Source organism: Amycolatopsis sp. FU40 (assembly GCF_021903635.1).
Lineage (GTDB): Bacteria > Actinomycetota > Actinomycetes > Mycobacteriales > Pseudonocardiaceae > Amycolatopsis > Amycolatopsis dendrobii.
Genome location: NZ_CP091381.1, coordinates 5317277 through 5343178 on the forward strand (window position 1 = coordinate 5317277; position 25902 = coordinate 5343178).

Annotated in this window: 26 protein-coding genes; 9 read left to right on the forward strand and 17 right to left on the reverse strand. The window is 67.7% G+C overall.

The genetic code is table 11. The features are described from left to right. Positions 1–25 precede the first annotated feature (25 nt). Complete coding sequence (locus L3Q65_RS25290) at positions 26–883, forward strand: helix-turn-helix domain-containing protein (protein ID WP_237596829.1); 858 nt, start codon at positions 26–28, stop codon at positions 881–883. Positions 884–910: 27 nt separating this feature from the next. Here L3Q65_RS25290 and add read toward each other — a convergent pair whose 3' ends face one another. Together add and L3Q65_RS25300 are read right to left on the reverse strand one after the other, a co-directional pair. Continuing rightward, positions 911–1948, reverse strand: coding sequence for an adenosine deaminase (gene add / locus L3Q65_RS25295; protein ID WP_237596830.1), 1038 nt, complete (start codon positions 1946–1948; stop codon positions 911–913). 159 nt (positions 1949–2107) lie between these two features. Next, a complete protein-coding gene (locus L3Q65_RS25300; RefSeq protein ID WP_237596831.1) occupies positions 2108–2506 on the reverse strand; it encodes a hypothetical protein in 399 nt (132 codons plus the stop codon). Positions 2507–3455: 949 nt separating this feature from the next. Between L3Q65_RS25300 and L3Q65_RS25305 the strand changes: the two genes are divergently transcribed. From L3Q65_RS25305 to L3Q65_RS25320, 4 genes are all read left to right on the forward strand, one after another. Next, positions 3456–3686 carry a DUF397 domain-containing protein gene (locus L3Q65_RS25305; protein WP_009081852.1) on the forward strand — a complete coding sequence of 77 codons (231 nt, stop codon included), beginning with the start codon at positions 3456–3458 and terminating at the stop codon, positions 3684–3686. Positions 3687–3844: 158 nt separating this feature from the next. Next, entirely contained in the window at positions 3845–4747 is a 903-nt protein-coding gene (locus tag L3Q65_RS25310) for a Scr1 family TA system antitoxin-like transcriptional regulator (protein WP_182891424.1), read from the forward strand. A 39-nt stretch (positions 4748–4786) separates the two neighbouring features. Beyond that, the gene (locus L3Q65_RS25315; RefSeq protein ID WP_237600937.1) at positions 4787–5656 is read left to right on the forward strand and encodes an SAM-dependent methyltransferase; all 870 of its coding nucleotides are present in this window, start codon (positions 4787–4789) and stop codon (positions 5654–5656) included. A gap of 155 nt (positions 5657–5811) precedes the next feature. Beyond that, entirely contained in the window at positions 5812–7392 is a 1581-nt protein-coding gene (locus tag L3Q65_RS25320; RefSeq protein WP_237596832.1) for a hypothetical protein, read from the forward strand. Here the strand turns inward: L3Q65_RS25320 and L3Q65_RS25325 are convergent. From L3Q65_RS25325 to L3Q65_RS25335, 3 genes are all read right to left on the reverse strand, one after another. Then, positions 7367–9556 (reverse strand): hypothetical protein, encoded by a 2190-nt coding sequence (locus tag L3Q65_RS25325; RefSeq protein ID WP_237596833.1) that lies wholly within the window; start codon positions 9554–9556, stop codon positions 7367–7369. The two genes, L3Q65_RS25320 and L3Q65_RS25325, sit on opposite strands and share 26 nt — an antisense overlap. Before the next feature lie 150 nt (positions 9557–9706). Beyond that, on the reverse strand, positions 9707–10342 hold the full coding sequence (locus tag L3Q65_RS25330) for a response regulator transcription factor (RefSeq protein WP_182891421.1): 636 nt from the start codon (positions 10340–10342) through the stop codon (positions 9707–9709). Further along, positions 10335–11453 carry a sensor histidine kinase gene (locus tag L3Q65_RS25335; RefSeq protein WP_237596834.1) on the reverse strand — a complete coding sequence of 373 codons (1119 nt, stop codon included), beginning with the start codon at positions 11451–11453 and terminating at the stop codon, positions 10335–10337. Before L3Q65_RS25335 ends, L3Q65_RS25330 begins: the two co-directional genes overlap by 8 nt. 184 nt (positions 11454–11637) lie before the next feature. On the opposite strand from L3Q65_RS25335, the gene L3Q65_RS25340 reads away from it, so the two are divergent. Next, positions 11638–12198 (forward strand): heme-binding protein, encoded by a 561-nt coding sequence (locus tag L3Q65_RS25340; RefSeq protein WP_237596835.1) that lies wholly within the window; start codon positions 11638–11640, stop codon positions 12196–12198. A gap of 153 nt (positions 12199–12351) precedes the next feature. On the opposite strand, the gene L3Q65_RS25345 is transcribed toward L3Q65_RS25340, so the two are convergent. Beyond that, entirely contained in the window at positions 12352–12930 is a 579-nt protein-coding gene (locus tag L3Q65_RS25345) for a TetR/AcrR family transcriptional regulator (protein WP_237596836.1), read from the reverse strand. Between the two features lie 81 nt (positions 12931–13011). Here L3Q65_RS25345 and L3Q65_RS25350 point away from each other — a divergent pair, with 81 nt between their 5' ends. Together L3Q65_RS25350 and L3Q65_RS25355 are read left to right on the forward strand one after the other, a co-directional pair. Next, positions 13012–13785, forward strand: coding sequence for an SDR family oxidoreductase (locus L3Q65_RS25350; RefSeq protein ID WP_237596837.1), 774 nt, complete (start codon positions 13012–13014; stop codon positions 13783–13785). A 25-nt stretch (positions 13786–13810) separates the two neighbouring features. Next, positions 13811–14143 carry a VOC family protein gene (locus L3Q65_RS25355; protein ID WP_237596838.1) on the forward strand — a complete coding sequence of 111 codons (333 nt, stop codon included), beginning with the start codon at positions 13811–13813 and terminating at the stop codon, positions 14141–14143. Between the two features lie 139 nt (positions 14144–14282). On the opposite strand, the gene L3Q65_RS25360 is transcribed toward L3Q65_RS25355, so the two are convergent. The 5 genes from L3Q65_RS25360 to L3Q65_RS25380 all read right to left on the reverse strand — a co-directional run bounded on the left by L3Q65_RS25360 (position 14283) and on the right by L3Q65_RS25380 (position 18792). Beyond that, entirely contained in the window at positions 14283–14738 is a 456-nt protein-coding gene (locus tag L3Q65_RS25360; protein WP_182891415.1) for an NUDIX hydrolase, read from the reverse strand. Then, the gene (locus L3Q65_RS25365; protein ID WP_237596839.1) at positions 14738–15235 is read right to left on the reverse strand and encodes a nitroreductase family deazaflavin-dependent oxidoreductase; all 498 of its coding nucleotides are present in this window, start codon (positions 15233–15235) and stop codon (positions 14738–14740) included. Before L3Q65_RS25365 ends, L3Q65_RS25360 begins: the two co-directional genes overlap by 1 nt. Continuing rightward, positions 15232–16431 carry an FAD-dependent monooxygenase gene (locus tag L3Q65_RS25370; RefSeq protein WP_237596840.1) on the reverse strand — a complete coding sequence of 400 codons (1200 nt, stop codon included), beginning with the start codon at positions 16429–16431 and terminating at the stop codon, positions 15232–15234. Before L3Q65_RS25370 ends, L3Q65_RS25365 begins: the two co-directional genes overlap by 4 nt. Before the next feature lie 16 nt (positions 16432–16447). After that, on the reverse strand, positions 16448–17014 hold the full coding sequence (locus L3Q65_RS25375; protein WP_182891413.1) for a TetR/AcrR family transcriptional regulator: 567 nt from the start codon (positions 17012–17014) through the stop codon (positions 16448–16450). Positions 17015–17397: 383 nt separating this feature from the next. Next, a complete protein-coding gene (locus L3Q65_RS25380; protein WP_182891412.1) occupies positions 17398–18792 on the reverse strand; it encodes a cytochrome P450 in 1395 nt (464 codons plus the stop codon). A gap of 78 nt (positions 18793–18870) precedes the next feature. Between L3Q65_RS25380 and L3Q65_RS25385 the strand changes: the two genes are divergently transcribed. Beyond that, complete coding sequence (locus L3Q65_RS25385) at positions 18871–19452, forward strand: TetR/AcrR family transcriptional regulator (protein ID WP_237596841.1); 582 nt, start codon at positions 18871–18873, stop codon at positions 19450–19452. A 254-nt stretch (positions 19453–19706) separates the two neighbouring features. Here L3Q65_RS25385 and L3Q65_RS25390 read toward each other — a convergent pair whose 3' ends face one another. The 6 genes from L3Q65_RS25390 to L3Q65_RS25415 are packed head-to-tail and all read right to left on the reverse strand — an operon-like array spanning position 19707 to position 25744. After that, positions 19707–20084: a Rieske 2Fe-2S domain-containing protein gene (locus tag L3Q65_RS25390; protein WP_237596842.1), complete on the reverse strand. Its 378-nt coding sequence runs from the start codon at positions 20082–20084 to the stop codon at positions 19707–19709. Continuing rightward, positions 20081–20365, reverse strand: coding sequence for a hypothetical protein (locus tag L3Q65_RS25395; RefSeq protein ID WP_182891406.1), 285 nt, complete (start codon positions 20363–20365; stop codon positions 20081–20083). The genes L3Q65_RS25390 and L3Q65_RS25395 overlap by 4 nt, the downstream gene beginning before the upstream one ends. Beyond that, on the reverse strand, positions 20362–21630 hold the full coding sequence (locus L3Q65_RS25400; protein WP_237596843.1) for an amidohydrolase family protein: 1269 nt from the start codon (positions 21628–21630) through the stop codon (positions 20362–20364). Before L3Q65_RS25400 ends, L3Q65_RS25395 begins: the two co-directional genes overlap by 4 nt. A gap of 22 nt (positions 21631–21652) precedes the next feature. Continuing rightward, positions 21653–22813 (reverse strand): ABC transporter ATP-binding protein, encoded by a 1161-nt coding sequence (locus tag L3Q65_RS25405; protein ID WP_182891404.1) that lies wholly within the window; start codon positions 22811–22813, stop codon positions 21653–21655. A 38-nt stretch (positions 22814–22851) separates the two neighbouring features. After that, positions 22852–23967, reverse strand: a complete 1116-nt coding sequence (locus L3Q65_RS25410; RefSeq protein WP_182891403.1) for an ABC transporter substrate-binding protein — start codon at positions 23965–23967, stop codon at positions 22852–22854. A 16-nt stretch (positions 23968–23983) separates the two neighbouring features. Continuing rightward, entirely contained in the window at positions 23984–25744 is a 1761-nt protein-coding gene (locus L3Q65_RS25415) for an iron ABC transporter permease (protein WP_237596844.1), read from the reverse strand. Positions 25745–25902 lie beyond the last annotated feature (158 nt).

Consider the following 25902-nt stretch of genomic DNA (forward strand, 5'->3'; position numbering starts at 1 on the left):
TGCGCCGCGGCGGATAGTGGAGCCCATGACCGCTGGCCCGCTAGGAGACTTCCTGCACGCCCGACGCGCCCGGCTGCGCCCCTCCGACGTCGGCTTGCCGGACGTCGGACCGCGCCGCCGGGTCGCCGGACTGCGCAGGGAAGAGCTGGCGCACCTGGCCGGCGTCAGCGTCTCGTACTACACGCGGCTGGAGCAGGGTCTCTCGCGCGGCGCGTCAGCCGAGGTGCTCGACGCGATCGCCCGCGCCCTGCAACTGGACACCCACGAACGAGCCCACTTGGACCGCCTCGCCGACGCGGCCCGCCGCACGCTCAAGCCGCGCCGTCCACGCCCGGAGAAGCTCGCCGACGAAACGCGCGACCTCCTCCGCGCGCTCGACGGCGTCCCGGCGCTGGTGCTCGGCCGCCGGACAGACGTCCTCGCCTGGAACCCTCTCGGGCACGCCCTGCTGGCCGGGCACCTCGACCTGGCCCAACGCCCCAACCTGAGCCGGATGCTGTTCCTGGACCCGCACTGTCGCGAGCTGTACGCGGATTGGAAACGCAAGGCCCGCGCGGTGGTCGGCAACCTGCGCGTCACCGTCGGAAAACACCCGGACGACCCGCTGCTGGCCGAACTGATCGGCGAGCTGACGATGAAAAGCCCGGAGTTCGTCTCCCTGTGGCGGGACCACCGCGTCGGGCCCTGCGATGCCGATTCCTACGAGCTGCGGCATCCGGTGGTCGGACGGGTGACGGTGACCCAGCAGACTCTGTCGGTGGCTCGGTCGCCGGAGCAAGTGCTGATTGTGTGCACCACTCCGGAAGGATCGGCTTCGGAGGAGGCATTGACCTTGCTTCGGCAGGTCAGCGACCGGAAAGCGACCCAGCCGGTGCGAGCCTGACCGGCCTTCGCAGCCGATCTCCTCCGGTCAAGCCTCGGCACCCGTTCCGCTCGCGACCACCTGATCGATCTCAGCCGCCATCGCCGCCTTGGCCGCATCTTCCAGGAACGAGGCCGCCACCGCGTTCTTCGCCAGCCGAGCCACCTCGGCCGCGCGCAGCCCGAGACTCGTCGCGACCGCCAGGTACTCGCCTTCGAGGGTCGCGCCGAACATCGGCGGGTCGTCAGTGTTGAGCGTGACGACCAGGCCGTGGTCGAGCATGCGCCGGACCGGGTGGGCGGCGATCGAGGGCACCTGGCGGGTCCGGACGTTCGACGTCGGGCACACCTCGACCGGGATCCGGTGTTCGGCGAGCCAGGCCAGCAGCGCCGGGTCCGCCGTGCAACTGGTGCCGTGGCCGATGCGTTCCGCGCCGAGGTCGTGCACGGCCGACCAGATCGTGGCGGGACCGCTCGTTTCCCCCGCGTGCGGCACGCTGTGCAGGCCCGCCTCGCGCGCGGCGGTGAAGAACGGCTCGAACTGCGCCCGGCCGACACCGATCTCCGGGCCGCCGAGGCCGAAGCCGACCAGTCCGTCCGGACGTTCCCGCAGTGCGAACACCGCGGTCTCCCGGCCGGCCCGGACGCCCTTCTCCCCTGGAATGTCGAAGCACCAGGCCAGTTCCACGTTGTGCTCCGCCCTCGCGACGGCGCGGCCCTCGACGAGTCCGGTGAGCAGTTCGTCGCCGGGCATGCCGTCGAGGAGGTGGTTGTACGGCGTGACAGTCACTTCGGCGTAGCGGACGTTCTGGCGCGCGAGTTCGGCGGCGAGACCGAGCACGAGCGCACGGATGTCGCGGCGGTCTTTGAGCATCGATTGCACCGCCCAGTAGACCTTGAGGAAATGGTCGAAATCGCGGAATTCGAAGAATTGCTCCAGTTCCGCGCGATCCGCGGGCACGCCCGCTTCCGGATGGCGGCGGGCGAGAGCGAGAACCGTGTCCACGCCGGCGGAACCGACGAGGTGGACGTGCAACTCGGCTTTGGGCAGGGCATGAATGAACGCGCGCAGGCTTTCGCCGGGCATGAGGAAGCTCCCTGAATGGTGAAAAGTGTGCTGGAAAACGGAAACCGGGACGACTCAGGGAGCGAGGTCGCCACGGTCGAGGTCGGCTCCGTAGAGCGGCAGCTGAAACTCCGGCACGGATCCAGCGTACCGGAGATCGGGCGGCCCGCGCCGGAAAAGCTACCGGCGATGGCTCGGCCGGGCCTGGTTGAACAGCACCGCGCTGCAGATCAGCACCAGCCCGGCGACCGCGATCCCGACCACCGGGCTGATCAGCAGCACCACCGCGCTGATCACGCTCGCGGCGAAGGACAGCTGCAGGCACCCCCACAGCACCGGGGCCAGCCACGACAGCGTTTCGGACGCCGCGCACACCCATCGGTCCCTCGCGACCGGCTTGCGGTGCCGTCCCGGACCGCGGCGGGCGAAGACTTTGGTGGCGGCGGCCAGCATCTCGTCGCGGGTCGCGATCCGCTTCCCGCCGCGGGCCGGGGCGACGGCGGCGCCGAACTCGACGCGTTCCACCCGTCCGGCGCGGTCGTCGTCTAGCGGGCCGGTGTTCTCCAGCGGTAGAGTCATTTGGTCTGTTCCTTAGCGTCGAAGCGGGTTTCAGACATCCCCGTGGCCCCCTGTTCCCGCAGGGGGCCACACCTATCTCTCCGGGCGCGCGACCCAGTTCGATGCTTCTCATCTTGGCCACGAGCGCACACAGACCTCGATACCCACTGACGGTCGTCTCGCCGAGCGGCGGGCAACGGTCGGTTAACGGCAAAGAGACACGACGAACTACCGTGCGCAATATCGTCCGCCGGTTCTGCCCGACGGCGCCGGTAACTTCAGCGAAAACGAACACCCCGGCCGAACTCCCGTTCGCCGCCGTCCCATCCCGCTCCGACCTGCGTCTACCTGCGCTAACAGGCACGGCGAAGCATTGCACGCAAGGCAATGACAGGGAGTGAAACGCTCATCGAGCCGAAAGTCGGCGGTGATTCCTAGCGCATCGGGAACAATCTTTCATCACTCACAAGAGTGGTAACATGCGCTCGACGAGAACCGATCACCGAGAACTGCAACCGCAGCGCCACCAGACGCCACAGGGAGCTCTGACCAGTGATTTTCCCGAAAAAACCAGATCGGCGCCGAAAATTGACATTCAGCCAATCCGCCGCGAGGTTCTCCGTTCGTCGCATGCCCCACGGCATCTGCCGACTGGAATATGCATGCCTGCCCGGCCGAGACAGAATATTCTGACATGCCTTGCCCGCGCGGCTTCCGGCACCCCGGACACGACTCGCCGGAAAGCTGCCGATCAGCCAATAACGCTGAGGCGCTGGACAAATCCCGGCCAGGAAAAGGACAGCGTCCGCCGCCGCGATCACCGCGAGAAAACTGTCCCGACGCCAAACAGGTGAACCTATCGGCCCATTTCGGCATTGTGCAAGTCAGCGCCTTGCTTCGGCATATTCCATCCCCGATCCTGAGGTTTGAATATTCCGAAGAAAGTCAACGGCTTGACAAGGACGAAACCATGAGTTCTTACGATCCGAACACCGTGAGTTCCTCGCTCGACGACGCGGCCTGGCAGCGGCCTTCGGCGTGCGGCGGCAACGGCGGCGACTGCGTGGAGATCAATCTCAGCGATCCCGACGTCGTCGCGGTACGGGATTCCAAGATCGGCCGTTCTCCCGCGCTCGTCTTCGACAACCGGGAATGGGCCGCATTCGCGGGCGCGCTGCGCGAGGGGCAGTTCGACCGCTGATCGCGCACAGATCGCCCGCCCCGGTCCCCCATTCGGCACAACGTCCCGGACAACCGGGCGAACCCGTCCGTCTTGGCCGCCGGTAATGCGAGGGACTATCATGATTTCGTGCCCGGAAAAGGTGTGGTTTCCTCCCCTGATCGGACGGCTCGCGCCTCGTGAGCCGGCTTTCCGTCGAAGCCCAGCTTGTCGAACTGGGCAAAATTCTCGTCGCCGCCCGCGTCGAACGCGGGCAGACCCAGGGCGAACTCGGCGACGCCCTCGGCTACACGCAGCCGAACATCAGCAAGATGGAGCGCGGCAAGACCCGGATCCATCCGCATTTGCTCGACAAATGGATCGACGTCCTGGAGATCGATTCCGCCGACGCGGAGCGGATGCGCCGGTACAACCTCGCCGCCCGCGCCGACCGGGTGTGGAACGCGCGGCGCCTCGCGGCCAGCCCGGCCTGGTTCCATCCGGTGTTCGAGGCCGAGCAGGAGGCCGCGATCGTCCTGAAGTGGACCGGCGAGCGCATCAGCGGGATGCTGCAGACCGAGGACTACATGATGGAGCAGTTCCAGGCCTACGGCCGCACGGACGTGAGCGACGCCGTGCACGAGCGCAAACTGCGGGCCAAGCTCCTCGACGACTACCCGGACCGGACGTACAAGTTCATCCTCAGCGAAAGCGCGGTCCACCGGCTGACCCGGGCGCGCACGGACAATCCGTACGTCGCGCTCGGCCAGGTCCGGCATCTGCTGAACCTCGCCCGCACGCACCCCGCGGCGACGATCCGGTTCGTGCCGTTCGGCAACGGCCCGTTGCACGTCGGCCCCGATTTCACCATTTTGCAGTTCGTCAACAGCAAGCTCGACCGTTCATTCGCCGAAACGTCGAACGGCGTCCAGACTTTCATGAACGACACCGAAACCTACGACACCGATCTGCAATCGTGGGAATCCCTTTCGAGTGTCGCCCTTTCGGCGGAGGAATCAGCGATTCTGCTCGAAGAGGCCGAAGCGGATCTGATCAGCACCCGCCCGAATGCTGTCCGCGGGCCAGGAGAGCCGCTACGCTGATCCCGCGCCGTCGACCACGAGGAGAAACTGGTGACTGGCCTGGAGCACGAGTCTTTTCCGCCGCCGGGGATCGATCTCAGCAAGCCCAGTGTGGCCCGCGTCTACGACTATTACCTCGGCGGAACCGCGAATTGGGAAATCGACCGGCAGTTCGCCGAACGCATGCTGCGCGATTATCCGATGGTGCGCCCGATCGCACTGGCCAACCGCCGGTTTCTGCACCGGGTGGTCCGGCATCTGGTGCGCGCCGGAATCCGGCAGATCGTCGACCTCGGTTCCGGCGTCCCCACGATGGGGCACGCACACGAAATCGCCGAGCAGATCGCGCCGGGCGAGGTGAAGGTCGCGTACGTCGACTGCGAACCGGTCGCGGTCGCGCATTCCACCAGCCTGCTGCGCGAAAAAGGCGACCCCGCCCGGCAGATCGCCCTGCACGCCGACCTGCGCGACCCGCGCCGGCTGTGGTCCCTGCTCGCCGGCTCGGGCGTCATCGACGTGGACCGGCCGATCGCGCTGCTGCTCATCTCCGTACTGCACTTCGGACTGCCGCCCGCGCCCGGCAGCGAAAGCACCGCGGACCTCGGCCCCAGCGTCACCGCCGAGTACCGCGATCTCCTCGTCCCCGGCTCGTATCTGGCGCTGTCGCACGTCACCGACGAGGGTGTCCCGCCGCAGTGCGAGCGGTTGCTCGCCGACGCCAAGGAGCGGTACGCCGCCGCGGGCACCGACCTCGTCTACCGTCGCCGCGCCGAGATCACCGCGTTGTTCGGGGACTTCACCCTGCTCGAGCCCGGCGTCACCTGGACCCCGCTGTGGCATCCGGAGGAAGCCGGCCCGGACGACCGGACCGTCCCGCTCGACGCGGCCAACGAGTCGCTGCTGCTCGCCGGAGTGGCCCGCAAGGACTGAGCGCGGCATCCGCGACCACGGGCAGTGGTCACGGGCACTCCCTCGACCGGCCGGGCGCGGCAGGTAGGCTTCACCAGTGTTTCGCCAGGTGATGTGCCCAGTCTGATGGCAAATACCTACCCCCCCCCCCCGGACTTTTGTCACGGAGAGTGCCCGTGGATCCTGGGTTTGACCACTGGCTGACCGTCGGTTTCGAGCGCCGCGTCCTGGTGGTTGTGCGGACCGTGACGACGCTCAACCGGCTGCTCGACGTGCTCACGCTCTTCAGCGGAGACCACCGCGTCCAGACCGTTTTCACCTTCGACCGCGAACGTCCGGCCATCCTCGGGGCCGGGGTCCCCCGGCTGCTGGAACGCCTCGGCGCCGCGGTAATCCCGTGGCAGCAAGCGATCGCGACCGAGTTCGACCTCGCGATCGCGGCCAGCGAAAACGACGATCTCCACCTGCTTCGCGCCCCAGTCGTCCTGCTGCCGCACGGGATCGGGCACCAGAAGTACTATCCCGGCAGCTCAGTCGTCGCCGGCCTCAACCCGGAACGGCTCGTGCACCGCGGCCAGGTCGTCCCAGCGCTGATCGCCGTCGCCCACGCCGAGCAGCGCGATCAACTCCGCGCGGCGAGCCCCGAGGCGGCCGAGCGAGCGGAGGTCGTCGGCGATCCGTGCCTCGACCGGCTCGTGGCCGGTGCGCACCGGGCAGCCGAGTACCGCGCAGCGCTGGCCGGACCGGGCAAACAGCTCGTGACCATCGCGTCCACCTGGGGTTCGTCGTCGGTTCTCGGACAGCATCCCGACCTTCCGCTCCGGCTGGTCGCCGAACTTCCGGTCGACACCACGACGGTGTGCGCGATCCTGCATCCCGGCATCGCGGCGGCGCACAGCTCGTGGCAGCTCGACGCATGGCTCGCCGAAGCGAAACAGGCCGGACTGCTGGTGATTCCGTCCGAAACCGGGTGGCAGGCCGCAGTTACCGCATCCTCCTGCGTGATCGGCGACGAAAGCTCCGTGTCGCTCTACGCCGCAGCGCTGGACCGGCCGCTGCTGATGGCGGGATGCCCCTCTCCGGCAACGGTTCCCGGCTCTCCTGCCGCGATGCTCGCCGCGCGCACGGACACGCTTGCCGCCGGCCGTCCCTTGGCCGCGCAGATCGACGACGCGATCGACCGGCATGTTCCCGGCGGCTACGAACCTGTCGCCAAGCAAGCGGTCGCGGTTCCCGGGCAGTCGGCTGAACTGTTGCGTGCCGCGTGCTACCGCCTGATGAAGCTGCCGGAACCGAGTGGACCAGCGGAATTCACCAGCTACCCGGTCACCGCGCCGGCCCGGGCGGAACCAGTCGCGTTCGTCGCCGGCATCCGCGAACACGGGTCGACGGATGTGCTCGTCCGGCTGCCCGCGGCCGACGTGCCGCAGCGACTGCACCATCTGCACGTGATCGCGCACCACACCCGCGCGTCGCTGCGGGAACTGTCGGCGGCCGCCATCGTGTTCACCGACGACGCCGAGGTCGACTTCCCCGACTGGGCCGCCGCCGTCCTCAAGCAGTGGCCGGACGCCCGATTCGCCGCCGCCCGGCTCGAAGACCGGTGCCTCGCCGCGGATCGGAGCGGCCGACGCTACGAACTGGTCCCGGACTCGCGTCAGGTCGATCCCTTGGCGGCGGCGTCGATGCTCTGCTTGGGACGGACCGACCTGGAGTTCGGACGGCACCGGGTCAGGGTAGCGATTCGAATTCGGTGAGGTATTCGTTCGTCCGGGGATGACCGAGCTTCCAGGCGTCGCCGATCAGCTGCCCCCACGCCGTCCGCGCGGCCTCCGGCCGGCCTTCCGCGGCGAGGATGCGCGCCTCGATTTCCCGGACTTCCCACTGGTATTGGTCCGCGCCAGTGGATTTCAGCTCAGCGCGGGCGCGGCTCCAGCATTCCCGGGCGCGTACCAGGTCGCCCAGCGCGAGAAACGCTCGCGCAGCCACCATGTCCAGCCGACTGCGGTTGCGCCCGGTCGCGTGCTGACGCCCGCTCTCGATCTCGGCCATCGCTTCTGCGGGACGTCCCGCCTTGATCAGGACCGAAGCGAGCATCCGATGGTGGATGCCAAGCGCGTAGCCGTGTTCGAGGTGCTGGTCGAGCGCGATCGCTTTCCGCAGCCAGACTTCGGCTTCGGCGAGCAAGCTGGCGCGCTCCGCGGGGAACGTGTCGGCCCGCTCCTCGAAGAACCGCGCCCGGAACTCCGCCACGGACGATTGCAGCCGCTGCCGTCGGGCCGGACGGATGGTGACGGCCTCAGCCAGCTCCCACGCCTGCTGAAGATCCGCGGCGGCGGTGTCGAAAGCCCTTGCCAGGAACCAGGTTTTGGCCCGCATGGACAGTGTCCGCGCGTAGAGCGCCTGCGGCTCGCCATCGGCCAGCGCCGCCGCCGCACGCACCGCGAGGTCGCTGATCTCGGCGTACTCGCGCCACAGCCAGCGTGCGGTGATCAGCACTTCCAGCGCACCGGCGAGCTGGCACACCTCCGCATGCCGTCCCCGCCGAGCCGCGGCGCGGACCACCTCGGTGATCAACCCCAGATGCCGGTGCAGCCAGTTGATCCGGTCCTCGGGAAGCGTCCACGACAGACCGGGCGGAACCACGTACTCGCGCAACCGCCCGGCATCCCCCGCGAGGTCCGCGGCGACCGCCCGATCCCGGACATGGCTCAACAGCCGCAGAAACGCCGCGTCCCGATCTGCCGAAAGCTTGGCCGCGTACTGAGACACCAGCGCGGTGAGCCGATGCCAGCCACCGACCTGCTCGGTCAGCATCGCGCTGACGACCTCGTCGAAAACGTCGTCCGGCATCCCGAGGTAGGCCACCGCGGTTTCGCGGGTGAACCAATGCCCGGGAAATCCGGACAACAACGCGACCGCCTCGACGGTTTCCGGCGCGAGCGTGGCGAAAGTCTGCGCGAGCGAGTCATTGATGACGCCCTCAGCGTCCACAATCCCGTCCGCCTGGTAGCGCGCGAGAAGCCCGCTGACCGGATACGGCTCCCCGCTGTGCCGCGCCAGGCTCAACCCCACCTCGCGAATCGCGGCCGGCATCCGGCCGGACATTTCCAGCAACGCGTCGGCCGCGTCGGGTTCCGCGTCGAGCCGGACCGCGCCGCAATAGTAGGCGAGCATTTCCCGCGCGCCCTCGAGTTCGAGCCCGCCCAGCAGAATCGGCGACGGATCGAGCGCGTCGAGGTCGCGGGTGCGTGCGGATGCGGTCGCCAGCACGAGGTTCATCCGGAACGGCCGGAACAGCTCGACTTCGCGCGCCGACACGACGTTGTCGAGGATGACGGTGAACAACCGGGTGGCCAAGACGGAACCGAACTGCTGGTCCAGACCAGCGTCGTCGGCAGCGATCTCGCCGCCGGGAATGCCGAGTTTCAGCAGCGCCTGCCGTTTGACGAGCGCCAGATCGACCACCGCGCCAGTACACGACTCCGCGACATCGATCTCGATCCAGCCGCCCGGAAACCGGTCCCGCACCAGCCCGGCGATCTGCCGGGCAAGCTCAGTCTTCCCGGACCCGACCGGCCCGTAAACGAGACAGGTCCCGGATTCACGCGGCGCCCGGAGATGCTCAGCATGATTGAAAAACGGCTCAACACCCTCGACGGCAGGCGGCCGCTGCCCGGCCGCGTTCAACACCGCGACGGCTTCCATCAGCTCAGCGCGAAACACCGGATCGTCCTGGCAAGCGGCCAGCACCCGCTCGCGAAGCTCCGCCACGGCGACCGGCCCGGAGCCGAATTTCGCCCCGAACTTGGCCCTGGCGATGCCCGCCAGCTGCCCCAGCCCCTTGTCGACCCGCCCGACCAAGGCGGTGGCCAGCAGTTTTGCCGCCTCAGTGGAAAACACCGCAACCGCGTCGATCAAGCCCCACCCCTAGTTCCCGGTACGCGCGAAACCACGCTAGCAGCGCGCGGTGTGCACGTCACCCCACGTCACACTCCCCTCGCCCCGATACGAAGCGCCCCTGCCCGTCAGCGCAATCAAGCTTCGGGGCGCCCCACTCAACCACGGCCATCAGGAAAGCAACCGCTGCTCCTTGGCCACAGCCACCGCCCCAGCCCGAGTATCCACCCCCAGCTTCTCGTAAATCCGCCCCAAATGCGTCTTGACTGTCGCCTCGCTGATAAACAACCGACGGGCGATCTCGCGATTCCCCACCCCCTGCGCCAGCTGTTCGAGAATATCCCGCTCCCGATCAGTCAACGCAGGCCGAGGCGCCCGCAACTGCGCCATCATCCGATCCGCCACCGGAGCCGACAGCGCGGTCCTCCCAGCCGCAGCAGCCCGAATAGCCGCATACAACTCATCCGCGGACTCAGCCTTCAGCAAATACCCCGTAGCCCCAGCGGCAATAGACCGAGTGATATCAGCATCAGTGTCATAAGTGGTCAACACCAGCACCCGAGGCGGCTCAGCGGCGGCCCGAATCCGCCGGATAGCCTCGACTCCGTCCATCCCGTCCCCGAGCTGCAAATCCATCAGAACCACGTCCGGCCGCAACGCGGCAGCGAGATTGATCGCTTCCTGCCCCGTCGCAGCCTCGCCGATGACCTCGATCCCGCCGGCGCCAGCCAGCAACGCGCGAAGGCCGGCGCGAACCATGGCGTGGTCGTCGCACAACACGACACGGATGAGCTGGTCGTCAGACATGGCTTGGCCCCAGCGGAATCGCGGCCGAGATGGCGGTGCCCTGTCCGGGCGCGGATTCGACGGTCAACCGGCCGCCGAGCTGCGTCGCCCGTGCGCGCATGGCGGGCAGGCCGTGGCCGCGGCCGTCGGCGGCCGGGGCGGCCGGGTCGAAACCGCGGCCGTCGTCGGTGATGTCCAGCACGACCTCATCGTCTAGGTAGGTGAGAGTGAGCGCCACTCCCGACGCGTCGGCGTGTTCGCGCGCGTTGGCGAGCGCTCCCTGCGCGATCCGCACCAAAGTGGACTGGACCCGGCCGGGCAGCGGCCGCGCGGGCCCGTCGACCTGCACGCGCACCGGCCGCGGTTCGCGTTCGGCGACGTTCCGGAGGGCTTCCTCGACCGAATGCCCGTCGAGGTCGGCGGGAGCCAGATCCTGGACGAGACCGCGGGCTTCGGCCAGGTTTCGGGTGCCGATCTGTTGTGCCGCATGCAAATGCTCACGGGCCAGATCCGGATCGGCCCACGCGCGGTCGGCCGCCTGGAGCAGCATCGCCTGGCTCGACAGACCTTGCGCCAGGGCGTCGTGGATCTCGCGCGACAGCCGCTGGCGTTCGTCCAGCATCCCCGCACGGCGTTCGGTTTCCCGCAGCCGCACCGCCTGCCGCCGCAGGTACGTGATCACCGCGGCGGTCACAGCGGCGACGGCCACCGGCACGATCGTCAGGTTCGGGTCGAAGCCGGTCGAGAGCCGGTTCTGCGAGAGCACCACGAGCGCGGCCACCAGCGTGACCAGCACCAATGCCGGCCCGGTCGGCAGTGTGCGCAGGCCGGTGACGAACAGCGGGACCGCACACCACGCGAAGCTCGGCGCGAGCAGCACCAGCACCACCCACAGCACGGTCACGACGGTCAGCCAGGCCAGATACGGCACGGTCACCTGCTCGGGACCGGTGACCCGCAGCACCAGGCCGACCGCGTAGACCGCCGCCAGGCAGCCGGTCAGCGCGATCACCCAGGGCGCGGCCGGTTCGCCGTGATGGTGGTCGAGGAAGCGCACGATCGACGCGACCAGCAGCAGGAAGAACGCCGTGTGCATGGTCGCGGCCAGCCACCGCGCGTCCCGATCGGTCATCGCCGCCCTCCGTTTTCCGGTCCGAGATGGAGCCTGACCTGTGCGAACCCGGGCGACATCAGCCGATCGGATGACATGAGTGTCGGCCGTTCCGCGCCGGGAGGCGAGCCGAGACTCCGATCCGGTGAAGGCGGTCCCGGACGCACGATGAATCCATCAAGCCGGACAAGCCGAGGAGCACCCGATGAAGAACTTCACCGCCAAGACCCGCATCGCCACCGTCGTCGGCGGACTCGCCGTGATCGGGGCCGCCACGACCGGCGCGCTGGCCGCGAACGCCGCCACCCCGGCGGCCCCCGCCGCGGCCCCCGCCGCGGCCGCCCAGGCCGCGCCGAAGGGGCTGGTCCAGACCACGCACCTGTCGATCGCCGCCGCGCAGAAGGCCGCGCAGGCCGCGCTCAACGCTGCCGAAAAGGCAGGCCAGAAGGTGTCGGTCGCGGTGGTCGACCGCGACGGCAACACCATCGTGACCCTGCGCGGCGACGGCGCGGGCCCGCAGTCGTACTCGTCGGCCGAGGAGAAGGCGTTCACCGCGGTCGCGTGGAACGCGAAGACCTCGGAGCTGACCGGCCGGCTGCAACAGACCCCGACACTGAAGGACATCAAGGGCACCCTGTTCCTCGCCGGAGCGGTCCCGGTGGACGCGAACAACGCCCCGATCGCGGCGGTCGGCGTTGCCGGTGCGCCGTCGGGTGCACAGGACGAGACCTTCGCCCAGGCCGGAGTGGACGCGCTCGGCAAGTAAGACTCGCGCGAAGGCGGCCAGTTGGTCCGGCCCTGGCTCGGTGGGCCTCGTCGTTGACGGCGAGGCCCACCGGCAGGTCTTTGGCTGGAGCCGCCGATGTCGCTCGCTTCAGGTCCGGGTTTCGAGCCAGGCCGGATTCCCGAACCGGGCTGGTCACGAGGTCCGCACGGCCCCGTATCGCAGTCCGTCCAGGAGGATCTCGGTGATCCGGACCGCCTCGTCCTTCCAGCCCTCCGCGATGCGCATGCCGCAAATCCCGCCGAGCGCGCGCAGCACGGTGCGTCCGCCGATGTCACCGCGGAGCGATCCGGCCGCGGCACCGGCTTCGAGCAACTCGTCGAGCGCACCCGCCATCTGTGCACGGGCGTCCTCGAACACTGGCGAATCCGTCGCCATGATGCTCTCCAGCGCGACCGCCATCCCCTTGCCGACGGCCGCGTGGTCCACCAACCGCAGCAGGAAATATCTCAACGCCTCGTCTGGCGTGTGCTGCGCAAGCAGTTGAGATGGCAGAGCGCACAGCTGGTCGACCTCCTGCCGGTAAACCTCCTCCACGAGGGCTTCGCGCGTCTCGAAGTGCCGATAGAGCGTGCCGACCGCTACTCCGGCCCGCTTGGCGATTTCGTCGACATGCGCGTCGGCCTCTCCGGCGAGGAACGCTTCCCGCGCGGCAGCGAGGAGCGCATCGCGGTTGCGCCGCGCGTCGGCGCGCAGTGGGCGGGTGGACGGCACCAGCACCTCCATAAAGTGAGTCCGGTTCAGCTTAGTGTATCGTTTCCGGAGTCAGACTCACCTTAGTGCGGGAGCGATGCCATGACAGTTCCGGACGAGGGTCTCGCGGGCCTCCGCGTGCTGGTCACCGGCGGCAGCCGGGGCCTGGGCGCCGCGACGGTCCGCCGCTTCTCCGCCGCCGGCGCGACCGTGTTGACGGCTTCGCGCAGCGCACCGCCGGACGACCTGCCCGCGACCTTTCTCCCCGCGGACCTCTCGACCGAAGCCGGCGCGGCTGAGCTTGGCCGCCGGGTGACCGAAAGCGTCGGCGGAGTCGATGTCCTGGTCAACAACGCGGGAGCCGCGACCGGCCCGTCGCCGACGCTGAAGCGGACCGACGAATCCTGGCTCGCAGATCTTGAGATGAACCTGCTGAGCGCGGTCCGTCTCGATCGCGCGCTAGTGCCGGGGATGGTCGAACGCGGCTCCGGCGTGGTCGTGCACGTGTCGTCGATCGCGAGTCACCTGCCGCAGCGCGGTGAAGCTTCCTACGCAGCGGCGAAATCGGCGCTCAACACCTACAGCCGTTCGCTGGCGACGGAGGTCAGCGCACAGGGCGTGCGGGTCGTGTGCGTGTTGCCGGGGTTTGTGGTCACTGAGGGCGCGGCCGCGCATCTTCAGCGGATCGCGTCGCAGGAAGGCGTTGGGGCGGACGAGATTCAGCAGCAAATCGTGGACCGGCTGGACGTGCCGATGGGACGGCCGGGCGACCCCTCGGACGTGGCGGAAATGATCGCGTTTCTCGCGTCCAGCCGGGCGAAATGGCTGACCGGTGCGGAGTTCCGCGTCGACGGCGGGATCATCCCAGCGGTCTGAGCGCGGAGACGGAAAGGAGTTCTCAATGAGCTTGAAGCTCGGCGCGGTGATCATCGACGCGGCGTCACTCGAAGAGGAAAGTACGTTCTGGCACCAGTTTCTCGGCGGTTCTGTCGCCGCGACGGAAACGCACCATTTCCTGTCCGCGGAAGGTTTTCCGACGCTGGTGATTCAGCACGCCGCCGGACAGGCGCCACCGGAGTGGCCGGACGGAGCGTCGCAGCAGGTGCACCTGGACATCACTGCGGCCGACCTCGCCGCGGCGGAAAGCCGGGCGGTGGAAGCGGGCGCGCGCCAGCTTTCCGGTCACGTGTACGCGAGCCCGGCGGGGCATCCGTTCTGTCTCCGGCAGGCTTGAAATCCCGATTCCCTCGCCATGGATTCGCCTGTCGGCCGCGGTGGGGCGCTCGACCGGCGAGGTCCTGGTCTCGGCAAGATCGCGAACAGGAACGGCGCGGAGCTCAATCAGCGAAAGCCGCGCACCCGGCACCGGCAACCTAGCCGCCGAACCGCTTCACGTAATCCTCGACGATGGGCCTTTCCGGCGCGATGATGTCGTCCGGAAGCCGGTCCAGCGGGAAGAACTCGTAGCCGGTGATCTCCGTGCCGTCCACGGTGACCTCGGTGTTCCCGACGGTCGCGGTGAACGCGGCGGTGACGTTGTGGACCTCGTCGCCGTGCGGGTACCGGTAGAAGTATTCCGGTCCGGAGTAGACGCCGAGCAGTTCGAGGTCCCGCACCTCCAGGCCGATTTCCTCCCGCACCTCGCGACGGCCCGCGTCCTCGTAGGACTCGCCGGGGTCGAGGAATCCGCCGGGCAGTCCCCAGTCCTGGCTTTCCTCGCGGAACACCAGCAGCAGCCTGCCGCGCTCGTCGGCGATCAGCACTGACGTGCCGGGCAGGATCAGCGGACGGGTGCCGACAAGTTGGCGCAGTTCGGCGATGTAGTTCATCAGCGGTCAGTACCTTCTCGGTCGGGTTCGGCTCCGTCGCGGGGACGGAAGGCGACGATCGGCAATTGCCGGACCATCCGGTGCCGCGCCGCGTCGGAGCCGTCGTAGCGCCAGCCCAGCAGTTTGCTCAGCACCGGATGCAAAACCGGTCGCAGCAGCAGATTTCGGCGTTCGTAATCGGCGATCGCGTCGGCCGCTTCGGGTTCGTCGAGGGTGCGGTACGCGGGGACGAACTTCCGGCGGCCGATCACGACCTCCGCCGCGGGGGCCGCCTGGATGTTGCGGTACCAGTCGGACGACGGGCCAAGGCCGGCGATGGCCAGCACTTCGCCGGACTGGGGACGGAGGCCGATCACCTCCAGGACCGTCCGGTACTCGCGGCCGGATTTGCGGCCGACGTGGGTCAGGCACAGGAACCGCTTGCCCAGCAACCATCCCAGGTCGCGGTCGTACAGCTTCGCCGGCGCCTTGAAGACCGTGCGTGCGATCGGTTTCACGGTCGGGCTCCTTCCCTTGCCGAATGGTGCAGGTTCGTGATGAGCGCCGTGGATTTCCCGGTCAAACTCCCGGCCACGACTCGGTCAATTCCGGGCAACCGGGCGAGTTTGAGCGCGAGCCGCCGCAAGCAGAGCTGAGGTTTGCTGCCGGGGAGGAACCAGCGTGCGCCGTTGCGGGCCAACTGCTGTTTGCCGGCTGCGACGGGACGCCACAGCCGCTCGTATTCCGCCAGTCCTCCGGCGATCGACGACGCGCGGTTCAGTTGCTCAGCCAGCACGTACGCGCCCGCGATTCCGAGCGACGCACCCTGTCCGGCCAGCAGCGACACCGCGTACGCCGCGTCTCCGACCAGCGTGACGCGGCCCTTGCTCCACGCTGGCATCTCAATCTGGGCGACCTGGTCGTAGTAGATCTCCCCGGACGGCGGGCAGTGCCGCAACGCTTCCGGCACCATCCAGCCGAGCGAGCCGTAGGTGTCCAGCAGCGACTCCCGGAGGTCGCCGGGCAGGGCGGGATCGGGCGTGCGATGGACGGCGAAGGCGGCGACCGTTCCGGCGCGCAAGCCGTAGAAACCCATCTGCCTGCCGACGGTGTCGGTGAGGCAGAACCGTCCGTCCGCCACCGCGTGGATCTCGGGCGATCTGAACAGGAACGCCGCGGTGTGGAAGCCGAGGTAGCGCAGGAACCGGGATTCGTCTCCGAATACCAGCCGCCGGACCGTCGAATGAATGCCGTCGGCCCCCACCAGCAGATCGGCCTCGAGCACGGAACCATCCGAGAGGGTCGCGGCGACCCGGTCGCCGTCGTCCTCGACTGCGACTGTCCCGCTGTCGTACCGAAGCTCGACTTCGGCGGGCAGCGACGTGCGCAAGGCCCGTTCCAGATCCGGCCGCAGAAGGCTCAGCAACCGGCCGCCTACGGTGCGCGCGAACTGGCCGAGCTGGATTTCGGACCGACGCTTTCCCTGTGCGTCGAGGAGAATCGCTTCGGAAATCGGGTACGCCGCCTCCTTGATGGCAGGCAACGCGCCCATCGCCTCGGCCGCGTCGTAGCCGGGACCGAAGAAGTCGATCATGTAGCCCTGCGGACGCGGCCCGGGCGCGCGCTCAACCAGCGTGACCTCGTTGCCCAGCGCCGACAGCCGGTTCGCCGCGGCCAGCCCGGCGATGCCGCCGCCACAGACCAAGATCCTCATCGCACTTCTCTCCCCCCTAGGGCAGCGTGACCAGCCCGCGCAGGACGGCGGTGACCGCCGCCGGGTCTCCGCCGGGAGCGAGGCCGCGGTGCAGCAGCAGGCCGTCGACAGTCGCCACCAGCACCTCCGTGGTCGCCTCCGGATCCGGGAGGCCGCGTTCGGCGAGCCAGGTGCTGACCTGTGCGCGGAACGCCAAGAGCAGTCCCCCGATCTGGTCCCGCAGTTCGTCGTCGCGCCGGGCCGCCAGATACGCCTCGATGAACAGCACCGACAACGGGTCCACCCCGGTGTACGGCTCGACCGACCCGAACAGCGCGGACACCAGGTCAGCCGGGTTCTGCGTCGCGGCCAGCGCCGGTCCGACGCTTTCCAGCACCTCGCGCATCGCGTCGAGAACCGCCTCCCGCAGCAGCGCCTGCAGCGACGGGAAGTGGTAGTGCACGACGCTCGGCGTCACCCCCGCCCGATCCGCCAGCACGCGGGTGCTCACCGCCGCCCAGCCGCGTTCCGGCACCAGCTCCCTCGCCGCCGCCAGCAACCGCTGCCGCACGTCACGCCCTCGTGCCGCTGCCGGTGAGTTCATCCGCGTTTCTCCTGGCCGACCGTCCTGGGCAGTCGTTCAGGGCGATCGTCCTGTACGACTGCCCTGATAGTAGCGCGATCTCCACCGACCGGGAAGCGGAGTGATCCACAAACCACCTGAAGGCGGGAGACGGCGGCGATATTCGACCTGTCCGCCAGCGTCGGCTTTTCTGCCTTTCCCGAAAAACGACAGGTGCCTCACCGGCGCCTCAGCACGCGCTGCCCTCGGCACGGCCGGTTCCGGGGATACCTGGCGTGCCGTTCGCGTTCGACACGCTCGGCCTGGTCGCGCCGTTCGCGTTCGCTCTGGTCGGTCATTGCGCTGGTCGCGTTCGGCACGCCGTGACCGGGGGCGCGGCGAGGCACCGGACGCTGTCCGGAAAACTAGCGGCCAGCTGAGGTCAGCTCCGCCGCCCGCTCCCGGATCCGCGGCCGGAGAGTGAACCCGCTCGGCTTCAGCGTCAGCGATTCGACGATCTTCAGCTCATACGCCGGATCTGCCTCGAAGTCATAGCGCTGCAACATGATTCCCAATGCCAGCACCGCTTCGTGCAACGCGAACTGGCGGCCGATACACGCGCGCTCCCCAGTGCCGAAGGGTTTGTACGCCTGAGCCGGACGCTTCCGCACCGCCGCCGGTTCGAAGCGGTCCGGGTCGAACTTCTCCGGATCCGGCCCCCACACGGCCGGATCGCGGTGGAGCATCGGCAACGGCACGATGATCGAATCACCCTTGCGCATCGGATACTTCCCGCCCAGCACCAGGTCTTCGCGAGCTTCCCGCGAGTAACCGGGCGCAGTCGGCCACAACCGCATCGCCTCGTCGAGCACACGGCGGACGTACCGCAGCTTCGCGACGTCGCCGAAGGCCGGTTCACGATCGCCCCATACCGCATCGACTTCAGCGCGGGCCTTCTCCAGCAGCTCCGGATGCCGCGTCAGGTAGTACAGCGCGAACGACAGCGCGCCTGACGTCGTCTCATGGCCGGCGACCACGAAAGTGATGGCCTGATTGCGAATGTTCACCGGATCGAGGTGTTCCCCGGTCCTCGGGTGCCCCTCGGCGAGCATCAGCCCGAGCAGATCACGCGCCTCGCCGCCTTCCCGGCGGCGCGCCTCGATCACCTCGTCGACCAGATCCGTCATGGTCGCGATGTCAGCCTGATTCTGCGCGGACGACCCGGCCAGCGCACGCCGCACGAACGGCAGCTTGACGTTGTCCAGCTGCGCGAACCGCAACGCGCGAATCATCGCCGTGACGAACGGATGCGGCTCGGCCCGCTCGAACGACCCGAACCGATACCCGAACCCGGCGAGCCCGATCGTCTCGAGCGTCAGCCGAGTCATGTCGGCAGCGACGTCGACCGGGCCGGTCGCCCTGTCCCACGCCGCAGTCAGCTCGTGGGCGACCTCGAGCATCGTCGAGTGATACCGCCGCATCGCCTCGGCGGAAAACGCGGGCTGCAGAATGTCGTGCGCCAGCCGCCAGTTGGGCTCGCGCGTGTGCGCGGTGAACAGCCCGTCGCCGGCAACACCGCGCAACCGCTCGACGCCGAGCCCGACGTGCTTGCCGAACCTCGACTCGTCGTTCAGCTCGGTGACCAGGTCGATCCCGCAGGCGAACACGATCTCAAGACCGAAGAACTTGCGCGTGAAAATCGGCCCGAGCCCAGCACCGGCCCGCATGGTGCTCTGCAGCGGCGTCCGCACATTGGTCCCGATCAGGTCCCCCAGCACCGGCAACCGGCCCGGCCGGTGCGGAATCGCGGTGGTGTCCACAGTTCGCTCCCTACTGAACCCACATCCAATAAGGTCACCATCCCCCCCTACTGAACCGGTGTCAAGTAAGCTGGGAGGATGCGGACGCGCCTGAGCACCGAACAGCGCCGCGAACAGCTGCTGACCATCGGAGCAGGCCTGTTCGCGGGCCGCCCGTACGACGAGGTGCGGATCGAAGAAGTAGCCGAAATCGCCGGCGTCTCACGCGGCTTGCTGTACCACTACTTCCCCACCAAAAAGGATTTCTTCGCCGCAATCGTGCGCGGCCAGCGCGACCAGCTGCTGGCGATGAGCGAACCCGACCCGGCGCTGCCGGTGGCCGAGCAACTGCGCGCGGGATTGGAGGTATACCTGGAATTCGCCCGCACCCACCCCGACGGCTACCGCATCGTGCACCGCAGCGCGGGCGACGCGGACCGCGAAATCCGGGAAATCTGCGAGGCCGGGATGGCGGCGAACGCCGACCGCATCCTGTCCGCGGTGAGCTTGCTGCGGCCGGTGACTGCCACCACGCGGCTAGCGGTCCGGGGATGGCTCTCGTTCGTGGCGACGCTGATCCTGGACTGGCTGGACGAGCCGAAGATCAGTACGGAGGAACTGCGCGATCTCTGCGCGCGGACCCTTTTCGCGGCAGTAGACATAGACCCCACCACGATCTAGCCCGCAAGAGAAGCTCCCGTGAGGGGAACGACCTACCCGCGGGCCGTGAAGCGCCCCTTCGCGACCCGCCCCCGGCCGCAGCGCCCCGCGAACCCCACCACAACCACCCACCCGACCTCAGCCGACGCACCCAACCCAACAAGGCAGCCACGCTCCCCCGGCCCGATACAAAGCCAAAAACACACTCAAAAATCGGGGTGCCCTCGCAACTGCTCAACCGGCAATGTCGCCGCCAGGCGACGAGCCGCCCGCGATCAAATGCTCACCACGACCTCATCCCCCACCACCCGCACCGGAACCCCGCTCAACCCCACCCGCCGATCAGCCGGATGCCGCCCGGTCAGAACATCGAACTCGAACCCGTGCCAAGGACAGACAATATTCCGATCAGCCGGATGAAACGCGGGCCCGGCACTCTTCCGATCCTCCCGAACCGGCTGAATGGTCCGAGGCATGATCTTCCCCTGGCAAACCGGCCCGCCCTGATGCGGACATACGTTATGCCAAGCCCGCACCTCCCCGGCATGGAAGTAAAGCCCTACCTCGAACCCGTCAACCTCCACCACGATCCGCCCCCGCGCGCGAAGATCCGCGAGCCCGGCGACAACGACGTCCCGCTGCACGGCACTCATACGGCCCTCCGGTACCAGATCGCCATGTCGAACAGGTTCACATCCGCCGCGTCCAGCAACGCGGTAACCAGGACCACAGTCTCCGTAGCAGTCAACGCATCCGCACGGATCGGCCAGGCAATCTTCCCCACCCGATCAGTCTTGGCGGAGAACAACCGAGCCGCCGCATACAACAGCTCAGCGATCTCTTCATCGGCGACCGCGGCAGCCTGGTCACCCGAAGCGATCTCAGATGTCAACGGACCCAGCCGAGATACCAGCGATGTCAGTTCAGATGTCATGAAGAGACCCCAGGACGCTCATGAAGCACGCTCTTCGCAGCAGGCTTCCGCCGATCAGCAGGAAGATTGAACACCCGAGCAGCATTAAGCCCAAGAATATTCCGCTTAGCCTGCTCAGACAAAAACGGCAACCGGGTAATAGTGGAAGGCGCATCCCAATCCCAATGCGGCCAGTCCGAGGAATACAACAACTGCGTCTCCGCGTTGAACGCCTTCATCCCAGCCTCGAGCAACTCCATGCTCGTCCGCTCCATAGGCTGGCTCGTGTACCACATGTCCTTCATGTACTCACTGGGCAACCGGGTCAGCCCAGGAGCCTCGCTGGGCCGCATCAGCACCTCGTGGTCAAGCCGCTGCATCAGGAACGGGATCCAAGCCAGCCCGCTTTCCACCCAGACCATCTTCAACCGGGGAAACCGCTCCGGCATGGCATTGACGATCCAGTTGGTCACATGAATCTGATTGTAATGCGTAAACGACAACGCATGCATTGACAGGAACCGGTTCAGCTGGGCAAACGACGGATCGCCCCAATGATATCCGGAGTGGAACGCGAGCGGCTTCCCGCTGTCCTCGATCAGTTTGTACAACCGGGTATAGACATCCGAATGCACCGGATTGTTGCGCGTCGAACACACCGTAAACCCGATGATCCCGGCATCACCGGCATACTTCTCGACCAGCTCCTCGCAGACCTCCGGCGTGTTGTACGGCAGATACAACATCCCCTTGAGCCGATCGTCCTGCGGCAGAACGACTTCGGTCAGCCACCGGTTGAACGCCCGCCCGAGCACCACCTCGATCTCGTCCTGCGGATGCATCCCCAGCAGCAACATCGCACTGGGGAACACCACCTGGTAATCCAGGCCCATCGCATCCATACCGCGCCGGGCAGCAGCGACGAACGGGTGCCCGGGCACCCCGTCAAGCGGCTCCTTGCGACCTTGATGCCCGATCCGCCCGCCGACACTCTGATGCGACATTCCCGGCTGGATGTTCAGCAACGCGTTGTTCCCAGCGAACTTGCCGAACTGATCCATGCCGATCTGGCGCCACACGTCATTGTCGATGAGTTCCAGCACCTCGCCCCAGAAATGGTCTTCCGAGACATGCGCGTCGATATCGACGATGAAGTAGTCGTCGTACTCCCGCTCGGCCTGTCTGGTCGCGTGGGCGAGGACGTCGCGGGTGTCGGTGCGCCCGCCGATCTCGGCGAGTTCCCGGATCCGCGGCCCGTCGGAACGAGGACTGGAGAAATCGGGCACGGATTCTTCCCTTCGTCCGGCGTCAGCGGGGCGCGACGGCGGCATCGGTCATCGTGGTCAGGTAGTCGTCGTCAGCGGGGGCCGCGTTCTCGTGCGGGATGACGACGGCGCGGTCGGGGCTCACCGCGAAAGTGTGTTCCTCGCCCGCGGTCGGGACGGATTCCGCGGACAGTTCGGCCGTTTCCGTGCGCACCCGCATCGGAAGACCGTCCGCACGGACGAGAAGATTGACGGCACTTCCGAGATAAGTAGTGCGCTCGACGGTTCCGCGGAACTGTCCCGCACCAGAACCGTCCGGGGACAGCCGGGCATGCGCCGCGCGGAACGCGATGTCAGCCCGGTCGCCCAGAGAAACCTCGCCAGTCGCGATCCCGGAAAACACCAGCGAAGTGTCATCGACCCGCACATCAGCAGTCTTGCCGTGCACGCCGGTGACCGTTCCGGGCAGGATGTTCTGAAAGCCCATGAAGTCCGCGACATACGCCGAATTCGGGCGGTCGTACAGGTCGCTCGGCGTACCGGACTGGACGATGACACCCTCGCTCATCACGATGATCCGGTCGGACAGCGTGATCGCTTCCTCCTGGTCGTGCGTCACGTAGACCGACGTCGTCTCGAAGCGGTTGTGCAGCGAGCGCACCTGCTGGCCCATCTGGTACCGCAGTTTGCTGTCCAAATTGGACAGCGGTTCGTCGTAGAAGATGATCCCCGGCCGGGCGGCCAGCGCACGGGCAAGCGCCACGCGCTGCTGCTGACCGCCCGACAAAGCGGTGACCGAACGCTTCCCGAGATCGGAAAGACCCACCGCGTCCAGCATCTCCTGCACCCGCTGCGCACGCTCCCGGCCGGGCATCCGGGCGACCTTCAGCGGGTACGCGACGTTGTCGGCGACGCTCAGGTGCGGCCACAGCGCATAGCTCTGGAACACCATGCCGACCTGGCGTTTGTCCGCGGGCACGAACGTGCGGCGCGCGGTGTCGACCACAACCCGGTCACCCATGACGATCCGGCCCGAACTCGGCCGTTCCAGCCCGGCCAGGCAGCGCAACGTCGTGGTCTTGCCGCAGCCCGAGGGGCCGAGCAGCGTCACGAACTGCCCCGACTCGATGGTCAGATCCAGTTCGTGCAGCGCCGCCTTCGCGCCGTACTTCTTGGTGAGTCCGGTTACCTGGACCTCGGTCATCGTGACCTGCGCTTTCTCTTCGGCCGGGAGGCGAGGTGCTACTTCTTGAACGCCTGGGTGATGAAGTCGAAGTACGGCTTGTTGAACGCGGGGTCCGGGTTCGAGAACGGCAGCCGCGGCAGTTTGTCCAGTGACGGCAGTCCGGGCGGGCCGGGCGCGGTCGGCGTGCGGCCGTAGGAATTGTCCTTCTCCGCCAAGGCTTTCTGACCTTCCGGCGAGTACAGCCAGTTGACATACAGCTGCGCGGCCTCGGAATGCGGCGCGTCCTTGATCAGGCACAGTGCCGAACGCGCCATGTAGTTTCCGCCGTCCTCCAGCGGGAACACCATGTCGATCGGCGCACCCTTCTGCTTCTGTGCCTCGAAGTAGCCCTGATATACCGCGATGCCGACCGGGAACCGGCCACTGGCGACATCTGTGGGCACCATCGGTTCGGATTGAGATATCTGCAGGTCCTGCGCGGCCAGCTTCTCCAGGTAGGAGCGGCCCCACTTCTTCTCGTTCTCGGGCAGCATCAGCGATTCGAGGATGTACCGGATGCCGCCGGGCACGGTCATGTCGCCGACCGCGATCTTGCCCTTCCACTTCGGGTCGAGCAGGTCGTGCCAGTTCTTCGGCGCGTCCTGCTTCTGCACCTGGTCGGTGTTGTAGACGAACCCGAAGTAGCGCAAGGCGAAGTAGGTGAGCCTGCCGTCGTTGTCGGTCGGGACCTTGAACCCGGGATCGGCGGTGCGCACGTCCGCGGTGGTGCAGATGTTCGGCTTCGCCGCCGCCTGCGGGGATTCGCCGCCGACGTAGATGTCCGCGATCCGGTTCCCGCTCTGCGCCTCGGTGTCGAGCTTGGTGAGGATCTGCGCGTCCGCCTGGTCCTGCGGGAGCAGTTTGATCCCGGGGAAGCGTTTGGTGAACACGTCGTTCATCGCCTGGTTCGCGGTCACCCCGGGCCCGTACAGCACGAGCTGAGTGTGGTTGGCCGCGAACGCCTTGTCGTACAGCTCGTTCATATATTTGTTGGCTGCGGCTGACGCGCCAGGGACCTCAACTGGTGTACTCGACTTCGTCGCGCCCGCCGACGCACAGGCGGTCAGCGCGGCGAGCAGACCGGCGGTGAGCGCCAGGGCCGGCGCGCGCAGTTTCGTACGGGAGAACTTCATTGTTCTTCCTCTCGGGTCAGGGGGTGAGACGGGAGAGCGGACCTGCGGAACGGTCGCGGCCGAGGAGCCGGCCGCCGAGCTTGACGGACGCCGCGGCGAGCGCGAGGACGACGAACGCGGCGAGCAGGATGATCATGAACAGCGCCGCGCCGCGGGACATTTCGCCAGTGAGGAACTGCTGGAACGCGGTCAGCGAAACGGGTTCCAGACCGGGCGGGGCGAGCAGCATCGGCACGGCGAGGTTGCCCGAGATGAACAGCGCGGACAGGAACCAGCCGGCCAGGAAACTCGGGATGACCAGGCGCAGCACGATGGTCGCCAGCACCCGTGCCGCGCTCGCCCCGGACATCCGGCCGGCTTCCTCCAGTTCGGGCGACAGTTGCGCGAGCGCCCCCTCGGCGATCCGGCTCGACACCGGGATCGTCGCGACGACCAGCACGAGCGTCATCAGGAACGCCGAACCGTAGAGCCCGCGGAAGGCCGGCAGGTACAACACGGCGAACATGTAGGCGAGGCCGAGCACGACGCCGGGCAGCGCCCACGGAATCCAGACGGCGAACGACGTGTAGCTGCGCAGGAATCCCCGGCGCCGCGCGGTGACATACGTGGTGAGCAGCGCGATCGAGATCGAACCGAAGCCGCCGATGACCGCGAGCCACGCGGTGAGCGCGAGGCTTGAGCTGAACTGCGGGTCGGTCAGCATCGTGACGTAGTTGTCCAGGGTCAGCCCGGTGCTCATCACGCCGAAGATCGGCTGGAGGCTGCCGAGCACCATCGCGAACAGCGGCAGCAGGAAGTTCAGCAGCACCACCACGACGATCAGCGCGGACAGCACCCAGCGGATCGGGCCCAGCTCCTGCGGATCGCGCCGCGACGTCTTGCCGGTGAGCGTGGTGAAGCTGCGGCCGCGCAGCATCCAGCGCTGCGCCAGGAACAGCAGCAGCACCAGCAGGATCAGCACGAGAGACAGCGCGAACGCCTTGGTGTACTCGGCTGGCGCCTCATCCCGGACGTAGTGATATATCTGCGTCGAGAAGACGTAAATGCCCGCCTGGCGGCCGATCAGCTGCGGTCCGTCGAACGACTGGAACACCAGCACCGCGATCAGCAGCGCCGCGCCGGTGATCGCCGGGCCGACCGACGGGATGGTGATGGTGAAGAACGTCCGCACCGTGCCCGCGCCGCTGATCGCCGCGGCCTCGTCGAGCGACTGGTCCCGGTTCTTGAACGCACCGAGCAGCAGCAGGTACGCGAACGGCAGGTAGCCGAGCGACGTCAGCAGGATCAGCCCGCCCCAGCCCTGGATGTTGATCAGCGGGCCGTGCGTGCCGAGCGAGCGGCCGAGCTGGTTGAGCAGGCCGTTCTGGGCGTTGCCGAGCATGATCCAGCCGAGGGTGTGAAACAGCGGCGGGACGAAGAGGTTGATCACCATGATCGGGGTGAGCAGCTTGCGGCCGGGCACGTTCGTGTTGGCCGCGATCCACGCGAACAGCCCGCCGCCCGCCACCGAGATCGTGCCGCACACGACGACCAGCACGATCGAGTTCCACAGCGTGTGCCACGTTTCCGGAGCCTCGAACGCGGCGAGCAGGCCGCTCATCGTGAACGGCATGTTGTCCGAAGGCAGTCCGTCACGGAAGGCGCCGAGCACGATCATCGCGACCGGATAGACGAAAATCAGCGTGAGCCCGGCGAGCAAGGTCGCTTTGAGCACACCGCCGGTCACCGAGCGGCGCATCGAGGCCCGCCGGTCGTGCTCGAATAGGCGCTCGGTCACTGCACCGTTCCTTCCTGCGAGCGATCGGTTACCCGCCGCGGGGACGAACCGCTCCGTCCGTCCTGCCGGTTAGCGTAAGAACTCGGGTGCGGCGGCTCATCGAGCGGCTCTCCGAAGTCCTTCCGGTTTCCTCCGACACGGTGTCGGAGGAAACCGCT